At 71.0% G+C, this 18,161-nt stretch carries 16 protein-coding genes and 2 pseudogenes; 4 read left to right on the plus strand and 14 right to left on the minus strand.

Annotated features, from left to right (window positions below; genetic code table 11):
- The first annotated feature begins 157 nt into the window (after positions 1–157).
- Positions 158–1,129 (plus strand): LLM class flavin-dependent oxidoreductase, encoded by a 972-nt coding sequence (locus ACZ7DE_RS34470; protein ID WP_470768183.1) that lies wholly within the window; start codon positions 158–160, stop codon positions 1,127–1,129.
- A 96-nt stretch (positions 1,130–1,225) separates the two neighbouring features.
- Here ACZ7DE_RS34470 and ACZ7DE_RS34475 read toward each other — a convergent pair whose 3' ends face one another.
- The 4 genes from ACZ7DE_RS34475 to ACZ7DE_RS34490 form a co-directional block, all read right to left on the minus strand.
- Positions 1,226–2,644: a sugar porter family MFS transporter gene (locus tag ACZ7DE_RS34475; RefSeq protein ID WP_470768186.1), complete on the minus strand. Its 1,419-nt coding sequence runs from the start codon at positions 2,642–2,644 to the stop codon at positions 1,226–1,228.
- 180 nt (positions 2,645–2,824) lie between these two features.
- Positions 2,825–6,379 (minus strand): chromosome segregation protein SMC, encoded by a 3,555-nt coding sequence (gene smc / locus ACZ7DE_RS34480; protein ID WP_470768188.1) that lies wholly within the window; start codon positions 6,377–6,379, stop codon positions 2,825–2,827.
- A 257-nt stretch (positions 6,380–6,636) separates the two neighbouring features.
- The gene (locus ACZ7DE_RS34485) at positions 6,637–6,840 is read right to left on the minus strand and encodes a hypothetical protein (protein ID WP_020128723.1); all 204 of its coding nucleotides are present in this window, start codon (positions 6,838–6,840) and stop codon (positions 6,637–6,639) included.
- Positions 6,841–7,220: 380 nt separating this feature from the next.
- Complete coding sequence (locus ACZ7DE_RS34490; protein WP_470768191.1) at positions 7,221–7,502, minus strand: acylphosphatase; 282 nt, start codon at positions 7,500–7,502, stop codon at positions 7,221–7,223.
- Between the two features lie 196 nt (positions 7,503–7,698).
- Here ACZ7DE_RS34490 and ACZ7DE_RS34495 point away from each other — a divergent pair, with 196 nt between their 5' ends.
- A complete protein-coding gene (locus ACZ7DE_RS34495) occupies positions 7,699–8,835 on the plus strand; it encodes a CAP domain-containing protein (RefSeq protein WP_470768454.1) in 1,137 nt (378 codons plus the stop codon).
- A gap of 13 nt (positions 8,836–8,848) precedes the next feature.
- Here the strand turns inward: ACZ7DE_RS34495 and ACZ7DE_RS34500 are convergent.
- Positions 8,849–8,974 (minus strand): annotated as a pseudogene (locus tag ACZ7DE_RS34500) (DUF1326 domain-containing protein); the annotation flags it as partial.
- On the opposite strand from ACZ7DE_RS34500, the pseudogene ACZ7DE_RS34505 reads away from it, so the two are divergent.
- Positions 8,972–9,280: pseudogene (locus ACZ7DE_RS34505) on the plus strand (DUF2182 domain-containing protein); the annotation flags it as partial. The pseudogenes ACZ7DE_RS34500 and ACZ7DE_RS34505 sit on opposite strands and share 3 nt — an antisense overlap.
- A 297-nt stretch (positions 9,281–9,577) precedes the next feature.
- On the opposite strand, the gene ACZ7DE_RS34510 reads toward ACZ7DE_RS34505, so the two are convergent.
- The gene (locus tag ACZ7DE_RS34510) at positions 9,578–10,165 is read right to left on the minus strand and encodes a flavodoxin family protein (protein ID WP_470768193.1); all 588 of its coding nucleotides are present in this window, start codon (positions 10,163–10,165) and stop codon (positions 9,578–9,580) included.
- 116 nt (positions 10,166–10,281) lie between these two features.
- Between ACZ7DE_RS34510 and ACZ7DE_RS34515 the strand changes: the two genes are divergently transcribed.
- Complete coding sequence (locus ACZ7DE_RS34515) at positions 10,282–10,683, plus strand: winged helix-turn-helix transcriptional regulator (RefSeq protein WP_470768195.1); 402 nt, start codon at positions 10,282–10,284, stop codon at positions 10,681–10,683.
- Here the strand turns inward: ACZ7DE_RS34515 and mutM are convergent.
- From mutM to recG, 8 genes are all read right to left on the minus strand, one after another.
- On the minus strand, positions 10,656–11,516 hold the full coding sequence (gene mutM / locus ACZ7DE_RS34520) for a bifunctional DNA-formamidopyrimidine glycosylase/DNA-(apurinic or apyrimidinic site) lyase (protein WP_470768197.1): 861 nt from the start codon (positions 11,514–11,516) through the stop codon (positions 10,656–10,658). The genes ACZ7DE_RS34515 and mutM overlap by 28 nt on opposite strands.
- A gap of 82 nt (positions 11,517–11,598) precedes the next feature.
- Positions 11,599–12,417 (minus strand): ribonuclease III, encoded by an 819-nt coding sequence (rnc, locus tag ACZ7DE_RS34525; RefSeq protein WP_470768199.1) that lies wholly within the window; start codon positions 12,415–12,417, stop codon positions 11,599–11,601.
- Positions 12,418–12,436: 19 nt separating this feature from the next.
- The gene (gene rpmF, locus ACZ7DE_RS34530; protein WP_007493396.1) at positions 12,437–12,610 is read right to left on the minus strand and encodes a 50S ribosomal protein L32; all 174 of its coding nucleotides are present in this window, start codon (positions 12,608–12,610) and stop codon (positions 12,437–12,439) included.
- A 2-nt stretch (positions 12,611–12,612) separates the two neighbouring features.
- Positions 12,613–13,257, minus strand: coding sequence for a YceD family protein (locus tag ACZ7DE_RS34535; protein WP_470768202.1), 645 nt, complete (start codon positions 13,255–13,257; stop codon positions 12,613–12,615).
- 159 nt (positions 13,258–13,416) lie between these two features.
- The gene (locus tag ACZ7DE_RS34540) at positions 13,417–14,511 is read right to left on the minus strand and encodes a cell division initiation protein (RefSeq protein ID WP_470768204.1); all 1,095 of its coding nucleotides are present in this window, start codon (positions 14,509–14,511) and stop codon (positions 13,417–13,419) included.
- Positions 14,512–14,621: 110 nt separating this feature from the next.
- On the minus strand, positions 14,622–15,101 hold the full coding sequence (gene coaD, locus ACZ7DE_RS34545) for a pantetheine-phosphate adenylyltransferase (RefSeq protein ID WP_470768206.1): 480 nt from the start codon (positions 15,099–15,101) through the stop codon (positions 14,622–14,624).
- A gap of 26 nt (positions 15,102–15,127) precedes the next feature.
- Positions 15,128–15,733 carry a 16S rRNA (guanine(966)-N(2))-methyltransferase RsmD gene (gene rsmD, locus ACZ7DE_RS34550; protein ID WP_470768456.1) on the minus strand — a complete coding sequence of 202 codons (606 nt, stop codon included), beginning with the start codon at positions 15,731–15,733 and terminating at the stop codon, positions 15,128–15,130.
- A gap of 71 nt (positions 15,734–15,804) precedes the next feature.
- On the minus strand, positions 15,805–18,024 hold the full coding sequence (gene recG, locus ACZ7DE_RS34555) for an ATP-dependent DNA helicase RecG (protein WP_470768208.1): 2,220 nt from the start codon (positions 18,022–18,024) through the stop codon (positions 15,805–15,807).
- Positions 18,025–18,161 lie beyond the last annotated feature (137 nt).

The following is an 18,161-nucleotide window of genomic DNA, read 5'->3' on the forward strand; positions in this document are numbered from 1 at the left end:
GTGGCGGGCGTCGTGGCTCGGCCAGGGCATCGCGTACGTCTCCACGACCACCACCCTGCGCATGGCCGGAGCCGGTTCTTCGGGCGGGCGGTCCCGAACCATGGCTATCTGATACACCGTCAGCTACCGTCCCCCCACATCCGCCGAAGGGGGTCCCATGCCCGTCACCGTCGTCCGCTTCAACCTCGTCGCCCCCGGCGCGACCCCCGCCGAGCTGGGCGTCCGCTACCGGGCCGCGCTGGAGATGGCCGCGTACGCGGACGAGCACGGGGTGACCACCCTGCAGACCGAGGAGCACCACGGCGTCGAGAACAACTGGCTGCCGTCGCCGTTCGTCTTCGCGGGCGCGGTGCTGGGCGCGACCCGGCGGCTGGCGGTGACGGTCTCCGCGGTGATCGGCCCGCTGCACGACCCGCTGCGGCTGGCGGAGGACATCGCGGTGCTCGACCTGGTGAGCGGCGGCCGGCTGGTCACGGTCGCCGGGATCGGATACCGGCCCGAGGAGTACGCCCGGGCCGGCGTGGACTGGAAGCGTCGGGGCCGGCTCCAGGACGAGGTGCTGGAGACCGTGCTGAAGGCCTGGACCGGCGAGGAGTTCGACTACCGGGGCCGTACGGTACGGGTCACCCCGCGTCCGGGAACCGACCCGCACCCGCTCCTTCTGGTGGGCGGCTCCTCCGAGGCCGCCGCCCGCCGGGCCGCCCGGCTCGGCCTGCCGTTCTTCCCGAGCGCCCACCTTCCGGAACTGGAGGCGTACTACAAGGAGCGGCTCGTGGAGTACGGCACGCAGGGGTGGACGATGATGCCCGGCGCCGAGACACCGCTGCTGCACGTCGCCGAGGATCCGGACCGGGCGTGGGCCGAGTACGGCGGGCACTTCCTGCACGAGGCCCGCACGTACGCCTCCTGGCAGTCGGGGGACATCCGCTCGGCGGTGCGGTCGGGGGCGCTGACGGTCGAGGAGCTCCGGGACGAGGGCGTGTACCGGATCCTCACGCCGGACGAGTGTGTGGCGCAGGGCCTCGACCATCTCGTCCTGCATCCGCTGGCGGGCGGGGTGCCGGTGGAGGAGGGGTGGCGGAGCCTGCGGCTGTTCTGCGAGGACGTACTGCCCCGGCTCGGGGGGTGAGCCGGGGCAGTACGTCCTACGGGTGTCGAGGAGCGGGCAGCGGGGACTTGGCCCGGCTCCTCGAGCTCAGGGGGCTCGGAAGCCTCGTGCCGAGGCTCAGCCCATCTCCTCCAGCGACTTGCCCTTGGTCTCCTTGACGTACTTCAGGACGAAGGGGATCGAGAGCGCGGCGAAGAGCGTGTAGATCACGTAGGTCGCGGAGAGGTTCCAGTCGGCCAGCGACGGGAAGCTCGCGGTGATGGCCCAGTTGGCGATCCACTGCGCGGAGGCGGCCACGCCCAGGGCGGCGGCGCGGATCCGGTTGGGGAACATCTCGCCGAGGAAGACCCAGACGACCACGCCCCACGAGAGGGCGAAGAAGAGGACGAAGACGTGGGCGGCGATCAGGGCGATCCAGCCCTGGGTGGCCGGCAGCTTGCCGTCGACCAGGTCGAAGGAGAACGCCCACGCCTCCAGCGCGAGGCCGACCACCATGCCGACGGAGCCGATGAGGGCGAGCGGCTTGCGGCCGACGCGGTCCACGAAGATCATCGCGATCACGGTGCCGACGATGTTGATGATCGACGTCGTGAAGGAGTAGAAGAACGAGTCCGTCGGGTCGACGCCGACCGACTGCCACAGCGTCGAGGAGTAGTAGAACGCGACGTTGATGCCGACGAACTGCTGGAAGACGGACAGGCCGATGCCGATCCAGACGATCGGCTTGAAGAAGAAGCCGCCGCCCAGCAGGTCCTTGAAGGTGGACTTGTGCTCGCTGCTCATCGCGTGCTCGATCTCGGCGACGCGGGCGTCCAGGTCGACGTTCTCGCCCTCGACCTCCTTGAGGATCTCGCGGGCCCGCTCGCGCCTGCCGACCGAGAGCAGGAAGCGGGGGGACTCGGGGATGGCGAAGGAGAGCAGACCGTAGAGGACGGCCGGGACGACCATCACGCCGAGCATGACCTGCCAGGCCTCCAGGCCCATGAGCTCGCCGCGCTGGTCGCCGCCGGCGGCGTTGAGCAGACCCCAGTTGACCAGCTGCGAGATCGCGATGCCGATGACGATCGCGGCCTGCTGGAAGGAGCCGAGCCGGCCGCGGTAGGCGGGCGGGGCGACCTCGGCGATGTAGGCGGGGCCGATGACGGAGGCCATGCCGATGGCGAAGCCGCCGACGACCCGCCACAGGGCGAAGTCCCACAGCGCGAAGGGCAGGGCCGAGCCGACGGCGCTGACCGTGAACAGCACGGCGGCGATCTGCATGACCCGGATGCGGCCTATGCGGTCGGCCATGCGGCCGGCAGTCGCCGCGCCGACGGCGCAGCCGATCAGGGCGATGGCGATGACCTGGGCGAGGGCTGCGGAGCCGACGTCGTAGCGGTCCCGGATGGCCTCGACGGCGCCGTTGATGACGGAGCTGTCGTAGCCGAAGAGGAAGCCGCCCATCGCGGCGGCCGCGGCGATGAAGATGACGTGCCCGAGATGATCGGGGTGAGCCGTCCGTGCTCCTGATGGGGATGCCTGCGCTGTGCTGGTCACGTGAACTCCTCGGGCACCGGCAACGCTGCCGGTGGGGTCAGCCCTCCAGGTAGGTGGTGCCTGAAGGTAAATCCATCGTTCCTGACCTTATGCCTTCAAGTTTCAAAATCAAACGCAGGAAAATGTGAGAACTGAGACAGGACGGCACCACAAACGTTCACTTCTTGAAGACATGCCGCATCAGCGCAGTCGCTGACTGATCACCTTCGACACACCGTCGCCCTGCATGGACACGCCGTACAGCGCGTCGGCGACCTCCATCGTGCGCTTCTGGTGCGTGATCACGATCAGCTGCGAGGCCTCCTGCAGCTCCTGCATGATCCGGATCAGCCGCTGCAGGTTGGTGTCGTCGAGCGCCGCCTCGACCTCGTCCATCACATAGAACGGACTGGGCCGGGCCTTGAAGATCGACACCAGCATGGCGACGGCCGTCAGCGAGCGCTCGCCACCGGAGAGCAGACTGAGCCGCTTGACCTTCTTGCCCGGCGGCCGCGCCTCGACGTCGACGCCCGTGGTGAGCATGTTGTCGGGGTCGGTCAGCACCAACCGCCCCTCCCCACCCGGGAAGAGCCGGCCGAACACGCCCTCGAACTCGCGGGCGGTGTCCCGGTAGGCCTCGGTGAAGACCTGCTCGACGCGCTCGTCGACCTCCTTCACCACCTGCAGCAGATCGGCGCGGGTCTTCTTGAGGTCCTCCAGCTGCTCACTGAGGAACTGGTGACGCTCCTCCAGCGCGGAGAACTCCTCCAGGGCAAGCGGGTTGACCTTCCCGAGCTGCTGGTACGCGCGCTCGGCGGCCCTGAGCCGCTTCTCCTGCTCCGCACGGACGAACGGCCGCGGCTGGTTGCGCGGATGCTCCGGGTCCTCCGGCAGCTCCTCGCCCTCGGCGGGGGGCGAGGGCGGCACCAGCTGGTGCGGGCCGTACTCCGACACGAGCCCCGCCGGTTCGACACCCAGCTCCTCCAGCGCCTTCGTCTCCAGCTGCTCGATCCGCAGCCGTTTCTCGGCGCCGAGTACCTCGCCCCGGTGAACTGAATCCGTCAACTTGTCGAGCTCCGCCTTCAGATCGCGCCCGGCGGTGCGGGCAGCGGCCAGCTCCTGCTCACGGCGCGCCTTCGCGGCGTCGGCGGCGACCCGCTCCGCCTCCGCCCGCCCGAGGGAGACCTCGAGGTGGGCGAGCAGTTGCCGCGCGCCCGCGGCCACGGCCTCCGCGACGGCGGCCTCGTGCCGCAGCCGCGCCCGCCGCTGCTCCGCACGCGCGCGTGCCTCGCGTTCGGCTCGCGCGGCCCGGTCCAGGGAGTCGGCCCGCCCGGCCAGCCCCTTGACCCGCTCCTCGTGGGTGCGGACCTGCAGCCGCGCCTCCATCTCGGTCTGCCGGGCGTTCGCGCCGTCGGCCGCGAGCCGGTCCCGGGCGGAGGTGTCGGGCTCCTCCTCGACCGGCATCTCCTCCGCGACGGCCAGCCGTTCGGCCAGCTCCTCGGCTTCCTGGACGGCCCGGTCGAGCGCGTCCTGCGCCCGCGCCGCGGCCGCCGTGGACCGCTCGGCCTCACCGGCGGCGCCCCGCGCCTGTCCGGCGAGCCGCCCGAGCTGCTGGGCCACGGCCGACTTCTCCCGGTCGGCCGCCCGCCGCCGCTCCCCGAGCTCCTCGACGAGCGCGACGCACTCCTTGCGCCGTTCCCCCGCCTCGTCCTGCGCCCGCGCCAGCTCCGCGCAGCGCACGGCCAGCTCCTCCAGCTCGGCCGCGGCCTCGTCGACGGACGCCTGCACCTCCAGCAGGCTGGGCGCCCCGGCGGACCCGCCGTGCGCGAAGTGCGCCCCCAGCAGATCGCCCTCGGCCGTGACCGCGGTGAGACCGGGACGGCCGTAGACCAGCTCCTCGGCGTCCTCGAGCGTGGCGACGACGACGATCCCGCGCAGCAGACGCCGTACGGCGGGCATCAGTTCGACGGGTCCCCGGACGAGGTCGGCGGCGTAGGGCGGCCCGTCGCCGCGTTCCTCCTCGGGGGGCTCGTCGGGGGCGCCGCTCAGCAGCAGCGCGGCCCGGCCCGCGTCCTGCTTGCGCAGCAGACGGATGGCTTCGGCCGCGGACCCGGGCGTCGTCACGGCGATCGCGTCGGCCGCCGCCCCGAAGGCCGCGGCGAGCGCGACCTCGTGTCCCGGGGTGACGGTGAGCAGTTCGGCGGCCGGCCCGAGCAGACCGCTGAGGCGATCCCGCGCGCCGAGCAGTGCGCCGGTGCCGTCCTTGCGGCGCAGTCCCAGCGCCAGGGCTTCGCGGCGGGCCTGGGTCGCGGCGCGGCTGCGTTCGGCCGCCGTGGCCGCCTCGCGCGCGGCGGCGAGGGCCGCCTCCGCCTCGGCGAGCTGCCGCTTGGCCTCGTCGTGGCGCTCCCCCAGCTCCTGATCGCCCGCGTCGAGGCCGTCGACCTCCGCCTTGAGCGACTCGTACTCCTCCTGCGCGGCGACGGCGCGTTCCTGGGCCTCGTCGCGGGCGGCGGCCAGCCGGTCGATCTCGGCCTGGGCCGAGGCGGCGCGCGAACGGGCCGCGTTGACCTGCCCGTTCAGCCGGGCGAGTCCCTCGCGTCGGTCGGCGATGGCCCGCGCGACGTCCTTGAGCCGGCGTTCCTCGGCGGCGAGCTCCCGCTCCAGGTCGGCGCGGTGGGCGACGGTGTCGTCCAGGGCGTGCCGGGCCGCTTCGAGGGCGGCCTCCAGTTCGGCCTCCTGCTCCCGGACCCGGACGGCCTCGCGCTCCATGTCCTCGGGGTCGCGGCCGCGCCGCTCCTCCGGGGGAGCCGAGGTGGCGCTCTTCACGCGGGCGTCGGCGAGCGAGATCGTGCCGCGAACGCGTTCGGCGAGCTGGGACAGCTCGTACCAGGTCTGCTGGGCGCGCTGCAGGCGCGGCGCGAGTCGCCGGACCTCGTCCTCCAGGAGGGCCTCCTGCTGGAGGGCCTTGCGCAGCTCCTGCTCTGCGGCCTCCTTGCGCTCCTTGAGGGCGGCCTCGTCGGCGACCTCGGCCTGCAGGGCCTCGCGCAGGCGTACGAGATCGTCGGCGAGCAGCCGCAGCCGGGCGTCGCGCAGGTCGGCCTGGATGACGGCGGCGCGGCGGGCGACGGCCGCCTGACGGCCGAGGGGCTTGAGCTGGCGCCGCAGTTCGTCGGTCAGGTCCTGCACGCGCGCGAGGTTGGCCTGCATCGCGTCCAGTTTCCGCAGCGCCTTCTCCTTGCGCTTGCGGTGCTTGAGGACGCCCGCGGCCTCCTCGATGAAGGCGCGGCGGCCCATGGGATCGGCGTGCAGGACGGAGTCGAGCTGGCCCTGGCCGACGATGACGTGCATCTCACGGCCGATGCCGGAGTCTGACAGCAGGTCCTGGATGTCGAGGAGCCGGCAGGTGTCGCCGTTGATCTGGTACTCGCTGCCGCCGTTGCGGAACATGATCCGCGTGATCGTCACCTCGGCGTACTCGATGGGCAGCGCCCCGTCGGAGTTGTCGATGGTCAGGGACACCTCGGCGCGGCCCAGCGGGGGACGCCCGGTGGTGCCGGCGAAGATGACGTCCTCCATCTTGCCGCCGCGCAGCGACTTGGCGCCCTGCTCGCCCATGACCCAGCTGAGCGCGTCGACGACGTTGGACTTGCCCGAGCCGTTCGGTCCGACGACGCACGTGATCCCCGGTTCGAACCGGAGCGTGGTCGCGGAGGCGAACGACTTGAACCCCCGGAGGGTCAGGGCCTTGAGGTGCACGGCGCTGGACTCTACCTTCCGGGGGTGTCTCACTCCATGAACCCGCGGTTTCACCCATGAACGCGCAGGGCACACCAAACGTTAAGAGACTGAAAGGGTGACGGGGGAACGACTGGCGGGGGCCACAGGAGCAGCGAGGCAAGAAAGAAGGGACGCCGAATAGGCGTCCCTTGCAAACTCTGACAACTTAGCGGTCCGACGCGGTTGATGATGTGCCGCCCGACCACTGCGTGTGCCGTTGTGCAGCGGTGCAGCGATCAGGTGAGCGCAGGCTCCGCCTGGCGTGCGTCGATGCTCTCCAGAAGCGATTCGTGAGAAGCGGCAGCCGTCAGCGCGTCGTTCTCGGCCTGGATCCGTCCGAGCTCGGATTCCAGATCCTGTACACGCTGCTGGAGCCGTCGCATCTCGGCGAGGAGTCGCGGGTCGGAGCCGCCGACGTAACCGAGAAGCGCCTTTGCCATGATGGATGGTCCTCCACACTGAGTGACCGACCGAAGCGGTGTGGGTCGTGAGGGATTCGCACCCGCGGTGCCTGGCAGGATCTTGTTGTTGCTGACGTTCATCCATGCCAAACAGCTAAGGTGCGCGGGGTGCTTTCAGCGTCTCACCAAAAAGTTTGACGGTCAACACGATCACGCCCCGTATTGGCGGCAACCCGGTGGCGCGCGGCCGGAAACGGCGGCGCTGCGACTCCCGCGGGGCCCTCGAGGCGTGGCGATCATCCTTGCGTGCGGAGCCTGCCACTGCAAGCGATTCTTGGCAACCACCTGGCCCTTTCTGCTTCGGGCAGGTGCCGGTGGCATGTCCCCCCGTTTCGCCGGGGCCCGTTCGCCCGCGATCGTCAGCGGATCGCGAAGCCGTCGTAGCCGCCGCGCGGTGTGTCCCATATCTCGGTGACGCCGTCCACGCGCCCGGGCGTGTCGTCACCCAGGAGCCATTCGAGCAGTCCCTCGCAGCCCTCCTTGGCCCCCTCGGCGACGACCTGGACCCGTCCGTCCGCCAGATTGAGAGCAAAACCACTCAGGCCGCCGATCTCCAACGCCTTCGCCCGCGTGAACCAGCGGAATCCCACGCCCTGGACGTGTCCGCGCACCCAGGCGACCAGCCTTACATCCTCGCTCATGGGTGCAACCTAACCGCGCAATGTCACTCGGGGCACTTCCTCCCCGAGCGCCATGCGGTACCGTCCCCACCCAACGATTCTCATATGAAACTCACTCGATCGGGTGAGTCTGGTCGACCAGGGGGAGCAGGAGGCGCACGTCGCCCCGGACCCGGTCGGCCCTCGGGAACACCGCTTGGACGAGGAAGGCAAGGACATGGGACGCCACCGACGCTCCGCCGCCGGCCGCGCCGCCACGGGCCGCGCCACGGGGGTCACACAGACGCACGGCTCGCACGCGGACAGTCACACCCCGCAGGACCGGTACGGCAACGACCGCCCCACGATGGGCATCGCGCCGTATCTGAACCCCGAGGCGTACGCCGACTCCGTCGCCCGGAGCCAGGAGTACCTGTACGCCACGGAGGAGGCGCGCGGTCACGCCGACACCGTCATGTTCGCGGCCGACGGCTTCGCGCCCGGCGACACCGGACGCGCGGGCTCGGGCCGGGCCGTTTCGGGCCGCCGCCGCAAGAAGAGGGTCGTCACGCCGGTCAGGACGGGCCTGCTCGGTGTGTCCGCGGCGGTCGCCCTGGGCACCGTCGCGGTGGCCACGGGCGTGGTGCCCGGTCTCGACAGCTACCGGCTCGGCGGCGGCAGCGGCCCGGCCGACAACGTGCAGGCCGCCGGCTCGCCGACGAACTCGGCCTCCGAGCAGGGCGGCACGTCCGGCTCCGCCGACGCCGACCGCGGCGACACGCCGACCAGCCGCGACGCGGGCCGGTCCGCCTCGCCCTCCGCCTCCTCGGCCTCCCCGTCCCCCTCCGCCTCGGCGGCGTCGCCGACCAGGACGGCCACCAAGAAGCCGCAGGCCACGCCGTCGAAGCCGGCGAAGAAGCCGCAGGCCACGCCGTCCCGGTCGAAGACGGCGACCAAGGCGCCGCAGAAGGCCGAGTCGCCGGTGACGGTCTCGGCCGAGGCGCAGGCCGCGGCCGAGGTGCTGAAGCTCGTCAACGAGGAGCGGGCCAGGGTCGGCTGCAGCCCCGTCTCGGCGAACAGCGCGCTGTCGGAGCTCGCCGAGAAGTTCAGCGACGACATGGCCGCGCGCGGCTTCTTCGACCACACCGACCCGAACGGGGCGAGCCCCTGGGACCGGGCGGCCAAGGCCGGCATATCCGACCTCGGCGGCGAGAACATAGCCCGCGGCCAGTCCGACGCGGCCGCGGTCATGGAAGCCTGGATGAACAGCCCCGGCCACAAGGCGAACATCCTGAACTGCGACTTCAAGACGCTGGGCGTAGGCGTCCACTTCGGGCCCGGCGGGCCCTGGTGGACACAGGACTTCGGCTACTGACGAGACGAGCCGGCTAGTCGGGTCCGGTCCAGTCGAAGGTGATGTGCTTGCTGGACCGGCCTTCGCGGCTCCAGAGGAAGCCGTGGGCATCGGCGCGGTCCACCGTCGAGCGGCCCCAGGTCGCGACCTGGCCCGGTCCGGGGCCTTCCTGGTCGCCGGGCTGTACCAGTTCGGCCCGTGGAAGGACCTCTGCCTGCGGCACTGCCGGAGCCCGATGGGCCAGCTCGTGCGCTACGCGGGCTTCCGGCGCCGGGCCCGCGATCTGCGGGTCGGAGCGCACCACGGGGCGTACTGCGTGGGCTGCTGCTGGGGGCTGATGGTCGTGCTCGTCCCGCTGGGCGTCATGAACGTCCTGGCGATGGCCGCGGTGGCCGTGGTGATCTTCGTGGAGAAGCTCTGGCGGCTCGGCCCCGCCTTCTCGCAGGTCGTCGGGGCCGCCTTCCTCTGACCGACCGTCAACTGCCACCGGCACGCCCTCGGACCGTCTCCGGGCGGTCCGAGGGCGTAAAACGACGACCAACGCTGACAACCGACGACAGCCAAGTCGCAGGTCGCAGCGTTGATCGATTACACGGCCGCAGGTCAGAGACCCGGCCCCTCACTTCTTCGGCTACTGGTCCCGCACCGGGCCGCCGGAGAGGCCCGTCGCCGGAGAAACCGCCCCGACGGAGTGATCGCGCGGACAGCAGAGATCACGCGTACGCCAGCGGCGCTGCGGACGCCCGTGGCCGTGCGGAAACGATCAAGCAGCCTGGGTGCGGCCGGCCAGGAAGACCTTCGCGGTCTCGGCGACCCGGTGGCCCAGGTGCTCCGCCGTCGCCACGTCGGACTTGTGGACGGCGTCCGCACCGGCGTCGACGTCGGTCTGCGCCGCCGCGCCGAGGAACACGCCGAGGCGGTTCAGGTCGTGCTCGGAGCCGGTGGAGCTGTTCCAGCCGGGGAGCAGACCGAGGTTGACCCAGTGCATGCCGAGCTGCGCGGCGAGGATCTGGAAGAACTGCAGCGTGTGCAGCTTGTCGCCGCTCTTGGAGCCGGAATTGGTGAATCCGGCGGCCAGCTTGTCCTTCCACGCCTGGGTCGCCCAGCGCGCGGAGGTCGCCTCGGCGAAGGCGTGGAAGGCGCCGGACGCGGTGCCCATGTAGGTGGGCGAGCCGAACACGATCGCGTCCGATCCGTCGAGCAGCGCCCACTGCTCCTCGGTGATCTCGTCGACCTTGATCAGGTGCACCTCGGCGCCGGCGTCGGCGGCGCCGGCGCGGAGGGCCTCGGCGAGGACGGCAGTGTGGCCGTAGCCGGAGTGGTAGGCGATGGAGACGACAGGGGTGGGCATGGCACTCCTCGTGAACGGGCCTGAAAGGGCAGCTCGAAGACAGTGACCACAGGAAAGCACTTACTTCTAGTTAGTGCAACCTGTCAGTTAGCGCTGCCTTGGAGTACGCTTGGGCTATGGACATCACCCAGGAGAGCGCGGAGGACCAGGACCTCCCGTTCAACGTGTTCGCCAAGGCCTGCCCCTCGCGCGGCACGCTGGAGCACGTCACCGGCCGCTGGGGCGGGCTCACACTCGGCGCGCTGTACGAGGGCTCGCTGCGCTTCAACGAACTGCGTCGCCGGATCGACGGGGTGAGCGAGAAGATGCTGTCCCAGACACTGCACGCCCTGGAACGCGACGGGCTGGTGCACCGCGAGGCCCAGCCCACCAACCCGCCCCGCGTGGACTACGAACTGACCCCGCTCGGACGCGAGGTGGCCGAACGCCTCCTCGGCCTCATCCACCTCGTCGAAGGGCGGATGGGCGACGTCCTCGCCGCCCGCGAGCGTTACGACGGGACGCGCGGCGCCCTCTGACATCTGGGGCAGAAGTAGCTGGACCGGTTCATCCACGGGCGTCGGCGCATCGGCGTGGCACACCGCTTGCAGGGCAGCCCCTCGCGCCCGTAGGCGTCCAGGGACCGGTCGAAGTAGCCCGACTCGCCGTTCACGTTGACGTACAGGCTGTCGAAGCTGGTGCCGCCGACGGCCAGCGCCTCGTTCATCACGTCCCGCACATGTCCCAGGAGCTCCAGCGTGCGCGGGCGCGTGAGGCCACCCGTCGGACGGTCGTAGTGCAGGCGGGCGCGCCACAGCGCCTCGTCGGCGTAGATGTTGCCGACGCCGCTGATCAGCGACTGGTCGAGCAGGGCCCGTTTGACGGTGGTCCGCTTGCGGCGCAGCGCCCGGTGGAACGCCTCGTCGTCGAACAGCGGGTCCATGGGGTCGCGGGCGATGTGCGCGATGACGTCCGGGAGACCGTCGGGGGTGGTGTCGTGCAGGGACAGGCCGCCGAAGGTTCGCTGGTCGACGAAGCGCAGTTCGGTGTCCACGTCGTCGGCGAAGCGCACCCGGATGCGCAGGTGCTTCTCGTCGGGGGCCGCGTGGGGCTGGACCAGGAGCTGGCCGCTCATGCCGAGGTGGGCCAGGACCGCCTGGTGCGTGTCCTCCAGCGGCAGCCACAGGTATTTGCCGCGGCGGCTGGGCGTTCCGACGCGATGGCCCTCGAGCCGACGCGCGAAGTCCTCCGCGCCCGCGAGGTGCCGGCGCACGGCGCGCGGGTGCAGCACCTCGGCGTCGGCGACCGTGCGATGGGCGACCCACCGCTCCAGACCGCGTCGGACGACCTCGACCTCGGGCAACTCGGGCATGGGATCCCCCGTACGGAACGCCCGCCTCCGAAGGGGGCGGGCGCTCGTCTCGTACTGCTTGTTCTGCTGTCGTCGGCGTTCGTCAGGCGGAGGCGGACTCGGGGTCCGGGCTGCTGCCCTCGGCGGCCTCGACGGCCTGGGCCGCCTTCGCCGCCTTGGCGCGCTCGTCCGCCGCGGCCCGGATGGACCGCCACGCGGACTCGGCGGCCTGCTGCTCCGCCTCCTTCTTGCTGCGGCCGGTGCCGGTGCCGTACGAGACGCCTCCGACGCGGGCGGCAGCAGTGAAGGTCTTCTCGTGGTCGGGGCCGGTCTCCGTGACCAGGTACTCGGGGACGCCGAGGCCTTCGGTCGCGGTGAGCTCCTGGAGGCTGGTCTTCCAGTCCAGGCCGGCACCGAGGTTCGAGGACTTCTCGATCAGCGGGTCGAACAGGCGGTGCACCAGTTCGGAGGCCGCGTCGAGGCCCTGGTCGAGATAGACCGCGCCGATCACCGCTTCGAGGGTGTCGGCGAGGATGGACGCCTTGTCCCGGCCGCCCGTGCCCTCTTCACCCCGGCCCAGCCGGATGAAGGAGCCCAGTTCGAGGCCACGACCGACCTCCGCCAGCGCACGAGAGTTGACCACCGCGGCCCGCAGTTTGGCCAGCTGGCCTTCGGGCAGGTCGGGGTGGGTGCGGTACAGCGTGTCCGTGACGACGAGGCCGAGCACGGAGTCCCCCAGGAACTCCAGCCGCTCGTTCGTCGGCAGGCCGCCGTTCTCGTACGCGTAGGAACGGTGGGTCAGCGCACGCACCAGAAGGGCGGACTCGAGCTGATAGCCGAGCCGCCCTTCCAGAAGCGTGTGGGACGAGGCTGTGGTGTCCGCCTTTTTCTTGGCGGTCGTGTCCGCCTTGGCGTCAGACATGAAGCCTCTCACCAGCCGCTCAGACCTCGAGGACCTGGCGCTTGTTGTAGGTGCCGCAAGACGGGCACGCGATGTGCTGCAGCTTGGGCTCGTGGCAGCGCTCGCACGCAACCAGGGTGGGGACCGCAGCCTTCCACTGCGACCGGCGGTGGCGCGTGTTGCTGCGCGACATCTTCCGCTTCGGAACAGCCACGGCTACTTCTCCTGCTTCTCGTCGACGCCCGCTTCGGCGCCGCTCATCTCGTCCTTCTCGCCGTCTTCGAGTGAACCGGCGAGTCCCTGCAGTGCCGCCCAACGGATGTCGGTGGCGTCGTGGTGGTGGTCCGGGTCGTCCGCCAGCCGGGCTCCGCACTGGGAGCACAGACCTGGGCAGTCGTCCTGGCACACCGGCTGCATCGGCAGTGCGAGCACCACCGCATCACGCAGCACGGGTTCGAGGTCGAACAGACCGTCCTCGAGAAAGAGCCTGTCCTCGTCTTCCTCGGCGTCGTCGGCCGGCTCCGCTTTCACACGGCCCCGGTCGTCGGCGTCAGGGTACGAGAACATCTCCTGGAAGTCCGCTTCGAGTTCGAGCTCGAGCGGCTCCAGACACCTTACGCACTCCCCCTCGGCCTGTGCACGGGCGGTGCCTGTGACGAGCACACCTTCCATGACCGACTCGAGTCGGAGTTCGAGCTCCACCGGAGCGCCTTCCGGCACTCCGACGACTCCCTGGATCCCGAGATCCTTGGGAGCGTCGATCTCACGGGTCAGGCGCTGCAGCGCGCCAGGACGCCGCCCCAGCTCGTGTGTGTCGAACACGAGAGGATTGCGGTGGTCGAGGCGGGCGTTCAGGGCCATTCCTGCTTTCGATCTTCGAGCTCAGAGGGACACTGCCCCCGGTGCTGCGGGCAGCGGCGATTGCGGGCGCATGCGAAATCAGCGAAGCGCACACGCGACCGAAGAGCCAGGATACTGGAGCTTTCGCCCACAGCCCAATCGGGTGTACGCGACGCCGTCCTACAGCCCGCGTTCCTGCTCGTAGGCGCGCAACTGCTCGGCGCTGATCATGCCGGTGTCGAAGAGACTGGTCTCGTCGAGGGCGTACCCCTGGTGGGTCTGCTGCGGCTGCTGCGGCTGCTGCGCGGCCTGGTGGGGGTCGTAGGGGGCCTGCTGGGTGTCGTAGCCCTGATACGCGTAGGGGTCCGCCTGCTGCTGGTAGCCGTAGGCGTCCTGCCCGCCGTAGGTCTGCTGCTGTGCGTAGGCGCCCGCGTACGGGTCCGGCGCTTGCGGGAAGGGCGCCTCTTGCGGCCGGGCGTAGTCGGAGCCGGCGGAGTACGCGTCCTGCGGCTGTTCGTACGGCTGCTGGGCGGACTGCCCGGCCGTGGCGTCCTGCTGCGCCAGGGCGGTCAGGTCGGCGAGGTAGTCGGCGTCGGAGGAGTGCTGGAACGTCGTCGTGTCGCCGGCGAGGGCGCCGAGGTCGTCCGTGGCGATGCGGCCGTGCAGCTTCTGCCGGCCCCGGCCGACGGCCTCCAGGGTCTTGGCGAGGACCGCCTCGAAGGCGCCCAGCTTGGTGTCGACGTAGGCGTCCGCGTCGCGGCGCAGGGTCTCGGGGTCGTGGCTGCGCTCGGGGGCGTCCTCGTCCTGGTAGCCGTTCTCGTCGACGCCGGGGCCGGTGCCCAGCAGCTTCTCGCGGCCCCGGCCGACGGAGCCCAGGGTCTTGGTGAGGACGACCTCGAAGTTCGCGAGCTTGGAGTCGACGTAGTCGTCGGCCTCGGCGCGGACCTCCTCGGCCTCCTTGCGGGCCTCGGCGAGGATGCGGTCGGCCTCGGCCTGGGAGCGGCGGGCGATCTCGGTGTCGGAGATCAGTGAGCCGCGCTCCGCGTGCGCGGTCGAGATGATCCGCTCGGCCTCCTGACGGGCCTGCTCGACCATCTGCTCCCGGCCGCCGATCAGCTCCTGGGCCTGGGCGAGGGAGTCGGGCAGGGCCGCGCGCACCTCTTCGAGCAGGGCGAGCAGGTCCGCGCGGTTGACCACGCACGAGGCCGACATCGGCATCGACCGGGCACTGGAGACCGCCGTGACGATCTCGTCGAGCTTCTTCTGCACGTCCACCGGTTGCTCGCCACTCTCTACAGCTGTGTTGGAGACGGACGGGACGACTGTACGGCCATGAGGTGTCCGCCGGACACCGGATGACGAGCCGTCACGGGGCGCTCTCGCGGTCAGGCCTGCCTCAGGCGCTCGCCCAGCGCCGCGAGGACCTGCGGCGGCACCAGGTGGGAGACGTCGCCGCCCCAGGTGGCGACCTCCTTGACCAGGGAGGAGGACAGGAAGCTGTAGGTGGGGTTGGTGGGCACGAAGAGCGTCTCGACGCCGGAGAGGCCGTTGTTCATCTGGGCCATCTGCAGCTCGTAGTCGAAGTCGCTGACCGCGCGCAGGCCCTTGACGATGGCCGGGATCTCGCGCTCCTTGCAGAAGTCGACGAGGAGGCCGTGGAAGGCCTCGACCCTGACGTTGCCGTACTCGGCGGTGACCTCGCGGATCAGGTCGATCCGCTCGTCGATCTCGAACAGGCCCTTCTTGGACTTGTTGATCATGACCGCGACATAGACCTCGTCGTACAGACGGGAGGCGCGGGAAATGATGTCGAGGTGTCCGTTGGTGATCGGGTCGAACGACCCGGGACAGACGGCACGGCGCACTTGTGTTCCCTCGCTCTCCGGTCCGGTCATCGCGCGTCTTCGCACGTAGAGGCGGCGCGACCGTACCAAAACGTTCCCTCGCCGTAGCGACGGGCCCGGAGCGCCTCGAAGCCCTCCGGCCAGAGGAACTCCCCGCCTCTGGTGCTGCGCTCCACGGTGACGAGGGCATCGGCCGCGAGCCAGCCCCCCGAGCGGAGTGTGAGCAGAATCTCCCGAAGATCGTCGTCGGAGACGGCGTACGGGGGGTCGAGGAAGACGAGGTCGTACGGTGCGGCGGGCTCCGCCTGGATGATCTGCCGCGCCTTGCCCGCGCGGACCTCGGCGCCGGGGAGGCCCAGGGTGCGCACGTTGTCCCGGACCGTACGGACGGCTCGCGCGTCGGCCTCTACGAGGAGGGTGTGGCTCGCGCCGCGGGAGAGGGCCTCCAGCCCGACGGCGCCGGAGCCGGCGTAGAGGTCGAGGACGCGTTCGCCGTCCAGGGGGCCTCCGAGGAGCGACTGCCAGGTGGAGAAGAGTCCCTCGCGGGCGCGGTCGGAGGTGGGGCGGGTTCCGTTGCCCGGGGGGACGGCGAGTCGGCGTCCCCCGGCTGCACCGGCGATCACGCGGGTCATCTCTGGTCCTTGCTCGTGAATGGCTTTGAGTTCAGTGTGGCTGGTCGCGCCGCTCGGCGGTAACCGCTGCCCGGCCCCCGGGGCGGTCCCTTTCACCCCTTTTCCAGGTACTGCTCCCTCTCCTCGTCCACGAGGGCGTCCAGGGCCGTGCGCAGGCCCGGGTAGGCGCCGAGCTCCGGATCCGCCGCGACCACCGCCACCGCCTCCTCCCTCGCCTCCGCGATCACCTCCTCGTCCTCGATCACCGCGAGGACGCGCAGGGAGGTGCGGGCGCCGGACTGGGCCTGGCCGAGGACGTCACCCTCCCGGCGCTGTTCCAGGTCGATCCGGGAGAGCTCGAAGCCGTCGAGGGTGGCGGCGACGGCGTTCAGCCGCTGCCGGGCCGCGCTGGCCTCGGGCATCTCGCTGACCAGGAGACACAGTCCGGGCGCCGAACCCCGGCCGACCCGGCCGCGCAGCTGGTGGAGCTGGGAGACGCCGAACCGGTCGGCGTCCATGATCACCATCGCGGTGGCGTTCGGGACGTTGACGCCGACCTCGATGACGGTCGTGGCGACCAGCACGTCGGTGTCCCCGGCGGCGAAGCGCCGCATCACGGCGTCCTTGTCGTCGGGATGCATCCGGCCGTGCAGCACCTCCACGGTGAGCCCGTTCAGCGGGCCCTTCGCCAGCTGGTCGGCCACCTCCAGGACCGCGAGCGGCGGACGCTTCTCCGCCTCGTCCTCGGGGGACTTCTTCTTGCCGGCCTTCTTCGGATCGTCCTCCTCGTCGCCGATACGGGGGCAGACGACGTACGCCTGGTGGCCGTTGGCCACCTCCTCGCGCACGCGCTCCCACGCGCGCGCCAGGAAGTGGGGCTTGTCGGCTGCCGGGACGACATGACTGGCGATGGGCGAGCGGCCGGCCGGGAGCTGGTCGAGGACGGAGGTCTCCAGGTCGCCGAAGACCGTCATGGCGACGGTGCGCGGGATGGGCGTGGCCGTCATGACGAGCAGGTGCGGGGGCTGTTTGCCCTTGCCGCGCAGGGCGTCGCGCTGTTCGACGCCGAAGCGGTGCTGCTCGTCGACCACGACCAGGCCGAGGTCGTGGAACTGGACCTTGTCCTCGATCAGCGCGTGCGTGCCGATCACGATGCCGGCCTCTCCGGTGACCAGGTCGAGCAGTGCCCGGCGGCGGGCGGCCGCGCCCATGGAGCCGGTCAGCAGCACGACCTTGGTGGCCTGGTCGGACCCGCCGAGCATGCCGCCCTCGGCCAGGTCGCCCATCATCTCGACGACCGAGCGGTGGTGCTGCTGGGCGAGGACCTCGGTGGGGGCGAGCATCGCGGCCTGCCCGCCGGCGTCGACCACGGCGAGCATGGCGCGCAGGGCGACCAGGGTCTTGCCCGATCCGACCTCTCCCTGGAGCAGCCGGTGCATCGGGTGGTCCGTCGCCAGGTCGTCGAAGATCTCCTTGGAGACCTTCTGCTGGCCCTCGGTGAGGGTGAAGGGGAGGCGGGCGTCGAAGGCGGTCAGGAGGCCGTCGGGGGCAGGCCTGCGGGGAACGGCGGGAAGCAGCGCGTCGGCGTGGCGCCGACGCGCCAGGGCGACCTGGAGCACGAACGCCTCGTCCCACTTCAGGCGGGAGCGGGCGTCGGCGATGTCGGCCTTGGTGTGCGGGCGGTGGATCTTCAGCAGGGCCTCGGGGAGGGAGACCAGGCCGCGGCCTTCGCGCAGGGAGTCCGGGAGGGGGTCGACGGCGTCCTGGGCGCTGGGCAGCACGGTCTGGATCGCCTTGCCGATCTTCCAGGACTCCAGTTTGGCGGTGGCCGGGTAGAGCGGGATGAGGGCGCCCGCCCAGGTCTCGACGGCCTCCTCGGTGTCGGCGCGCAGCAGTTCGTAGGCCGGATGGGCCAGTTGGAGGCGGCGGTTGAAGACCGAGACCTTGCCCGCGAACATCGCGCGGGTGCCGGGCAGCAGCTCCTTGTGGGGCTTGTGCACGCCGCTGCCGAAGAAGACGAGCTGGAGCCGACCGCTGCCGTCGGTGATGGTCACCTCGAGGCGCTGGCCCTTGCCCCGGGGGGCCTTGGCGGAGGCGAAGCTGTGCAGACGGGCGTCGGCGACCTGGGCGACCACGGTGACGTGCTCGTCCATGGGGAGGTCGGCGAGGTGGGTGAGCTGGCCGCGCTCCTCGTATCTGCGCGGGTAGTGGTGCAGGAGGTCGCCGACCGTGTGCAGGCCGAGGTGCTCGGCCATCACCTTCGCGGTGGCGGGGCCGAGCACTGACTTCAGCGGTTGTTCCAGTGGTTCTTTCAGCGCGGGCACGAGATCCATTGCACACCACACCACCGACATTGCCGTATACGTGTCCCGAAACCCCTGGTCAGGCGGCTCGTTCGGGCTCTAGGATGGCGCGCTCCGGCCATCATCCGCGGTCACCGCCCCACCGGGACCGCCCGACCCCGCGCCGT

The organism is Streptomyces sp. NPDC037083 (genome assembly GCF_055606485.1).

Excerpts from the sequence above, each read along its gene's own strand:
- rnc (WP_470768199.1), bottom strand. The coding sequence starts at position 12,417 with ATGTCTGACGCCAAGGCGGACACGACCGCCAAGAAAAAGGCGGACACC.
- ACZ7DE_RS34515 (WP_470768195.1), top strand. The coding sequence starts at position 10,282 with ATGGACATCACCCAGGAGAGCGCGGAGGACCAGGACCTCCCGTTCAAC.
- ACZ7DE_RS34490 (WP_470768191.1), bottom strand. The coding sequence starts at position 7,502 with ATGAGCGAGGATGTAAGGCTGGTCGCCTGGGTGCGCGGACACGTCCAG.
- recG (WP_470768208.1), bottom strand. The coding sequence starts at position 18,024 with ATGGATCTCGTGCCCGCGCTGAAAGAACCACTGGAACAACCGCTGAAG.
- ACZ7DE_RS34495 (WP_470768454.1), top strand. The coding sequence starts at position 7,699 with ATGGGACGCCACCGACGCTCCGCCGCCGGCCGCGCCGCCACGGGCCGC.
- ACZ7DE_RS34510 (WP_470768193.1), bottom strand. The coding sequence starts at position 10,165 with ATGCCCACCCCTGTCGTCTCCATCGCCTACCACTCCGGCTACGGCCAC.
- ACZ7DE_RS34535 (WP_470768202.1), bottom strand. The coding sequence starts at position 13,257 with ATGGCCCTGAACGCCCGCCTCGACCACCGCAATCCTCTCGTGTTCGAC.
- ACZ7DE_RS34485 (WP_020128723.1), bottom strand. The coding sequence starts at position 6,840 with ATGGCAAAGGCGCTTCTCGGTTACGTCGGCGGCTCCGACCCGCGACTC.
- ACZ7DE_RS34470 (WP_470768183.1), top strand. The coding sequence starts at position 158 with ATGCCCGTCACCGTCGTCCGCTTCAACCTCGTCGCCCCCGGCGCGACC.
- mutM (WP_470768197.1), bottom strand. The coding sequence starts at position 11,516 with ATGCCCGAGTTGCCCGAGGTCGAGGTCGTCCGACGCGGTCTGGAGCGG.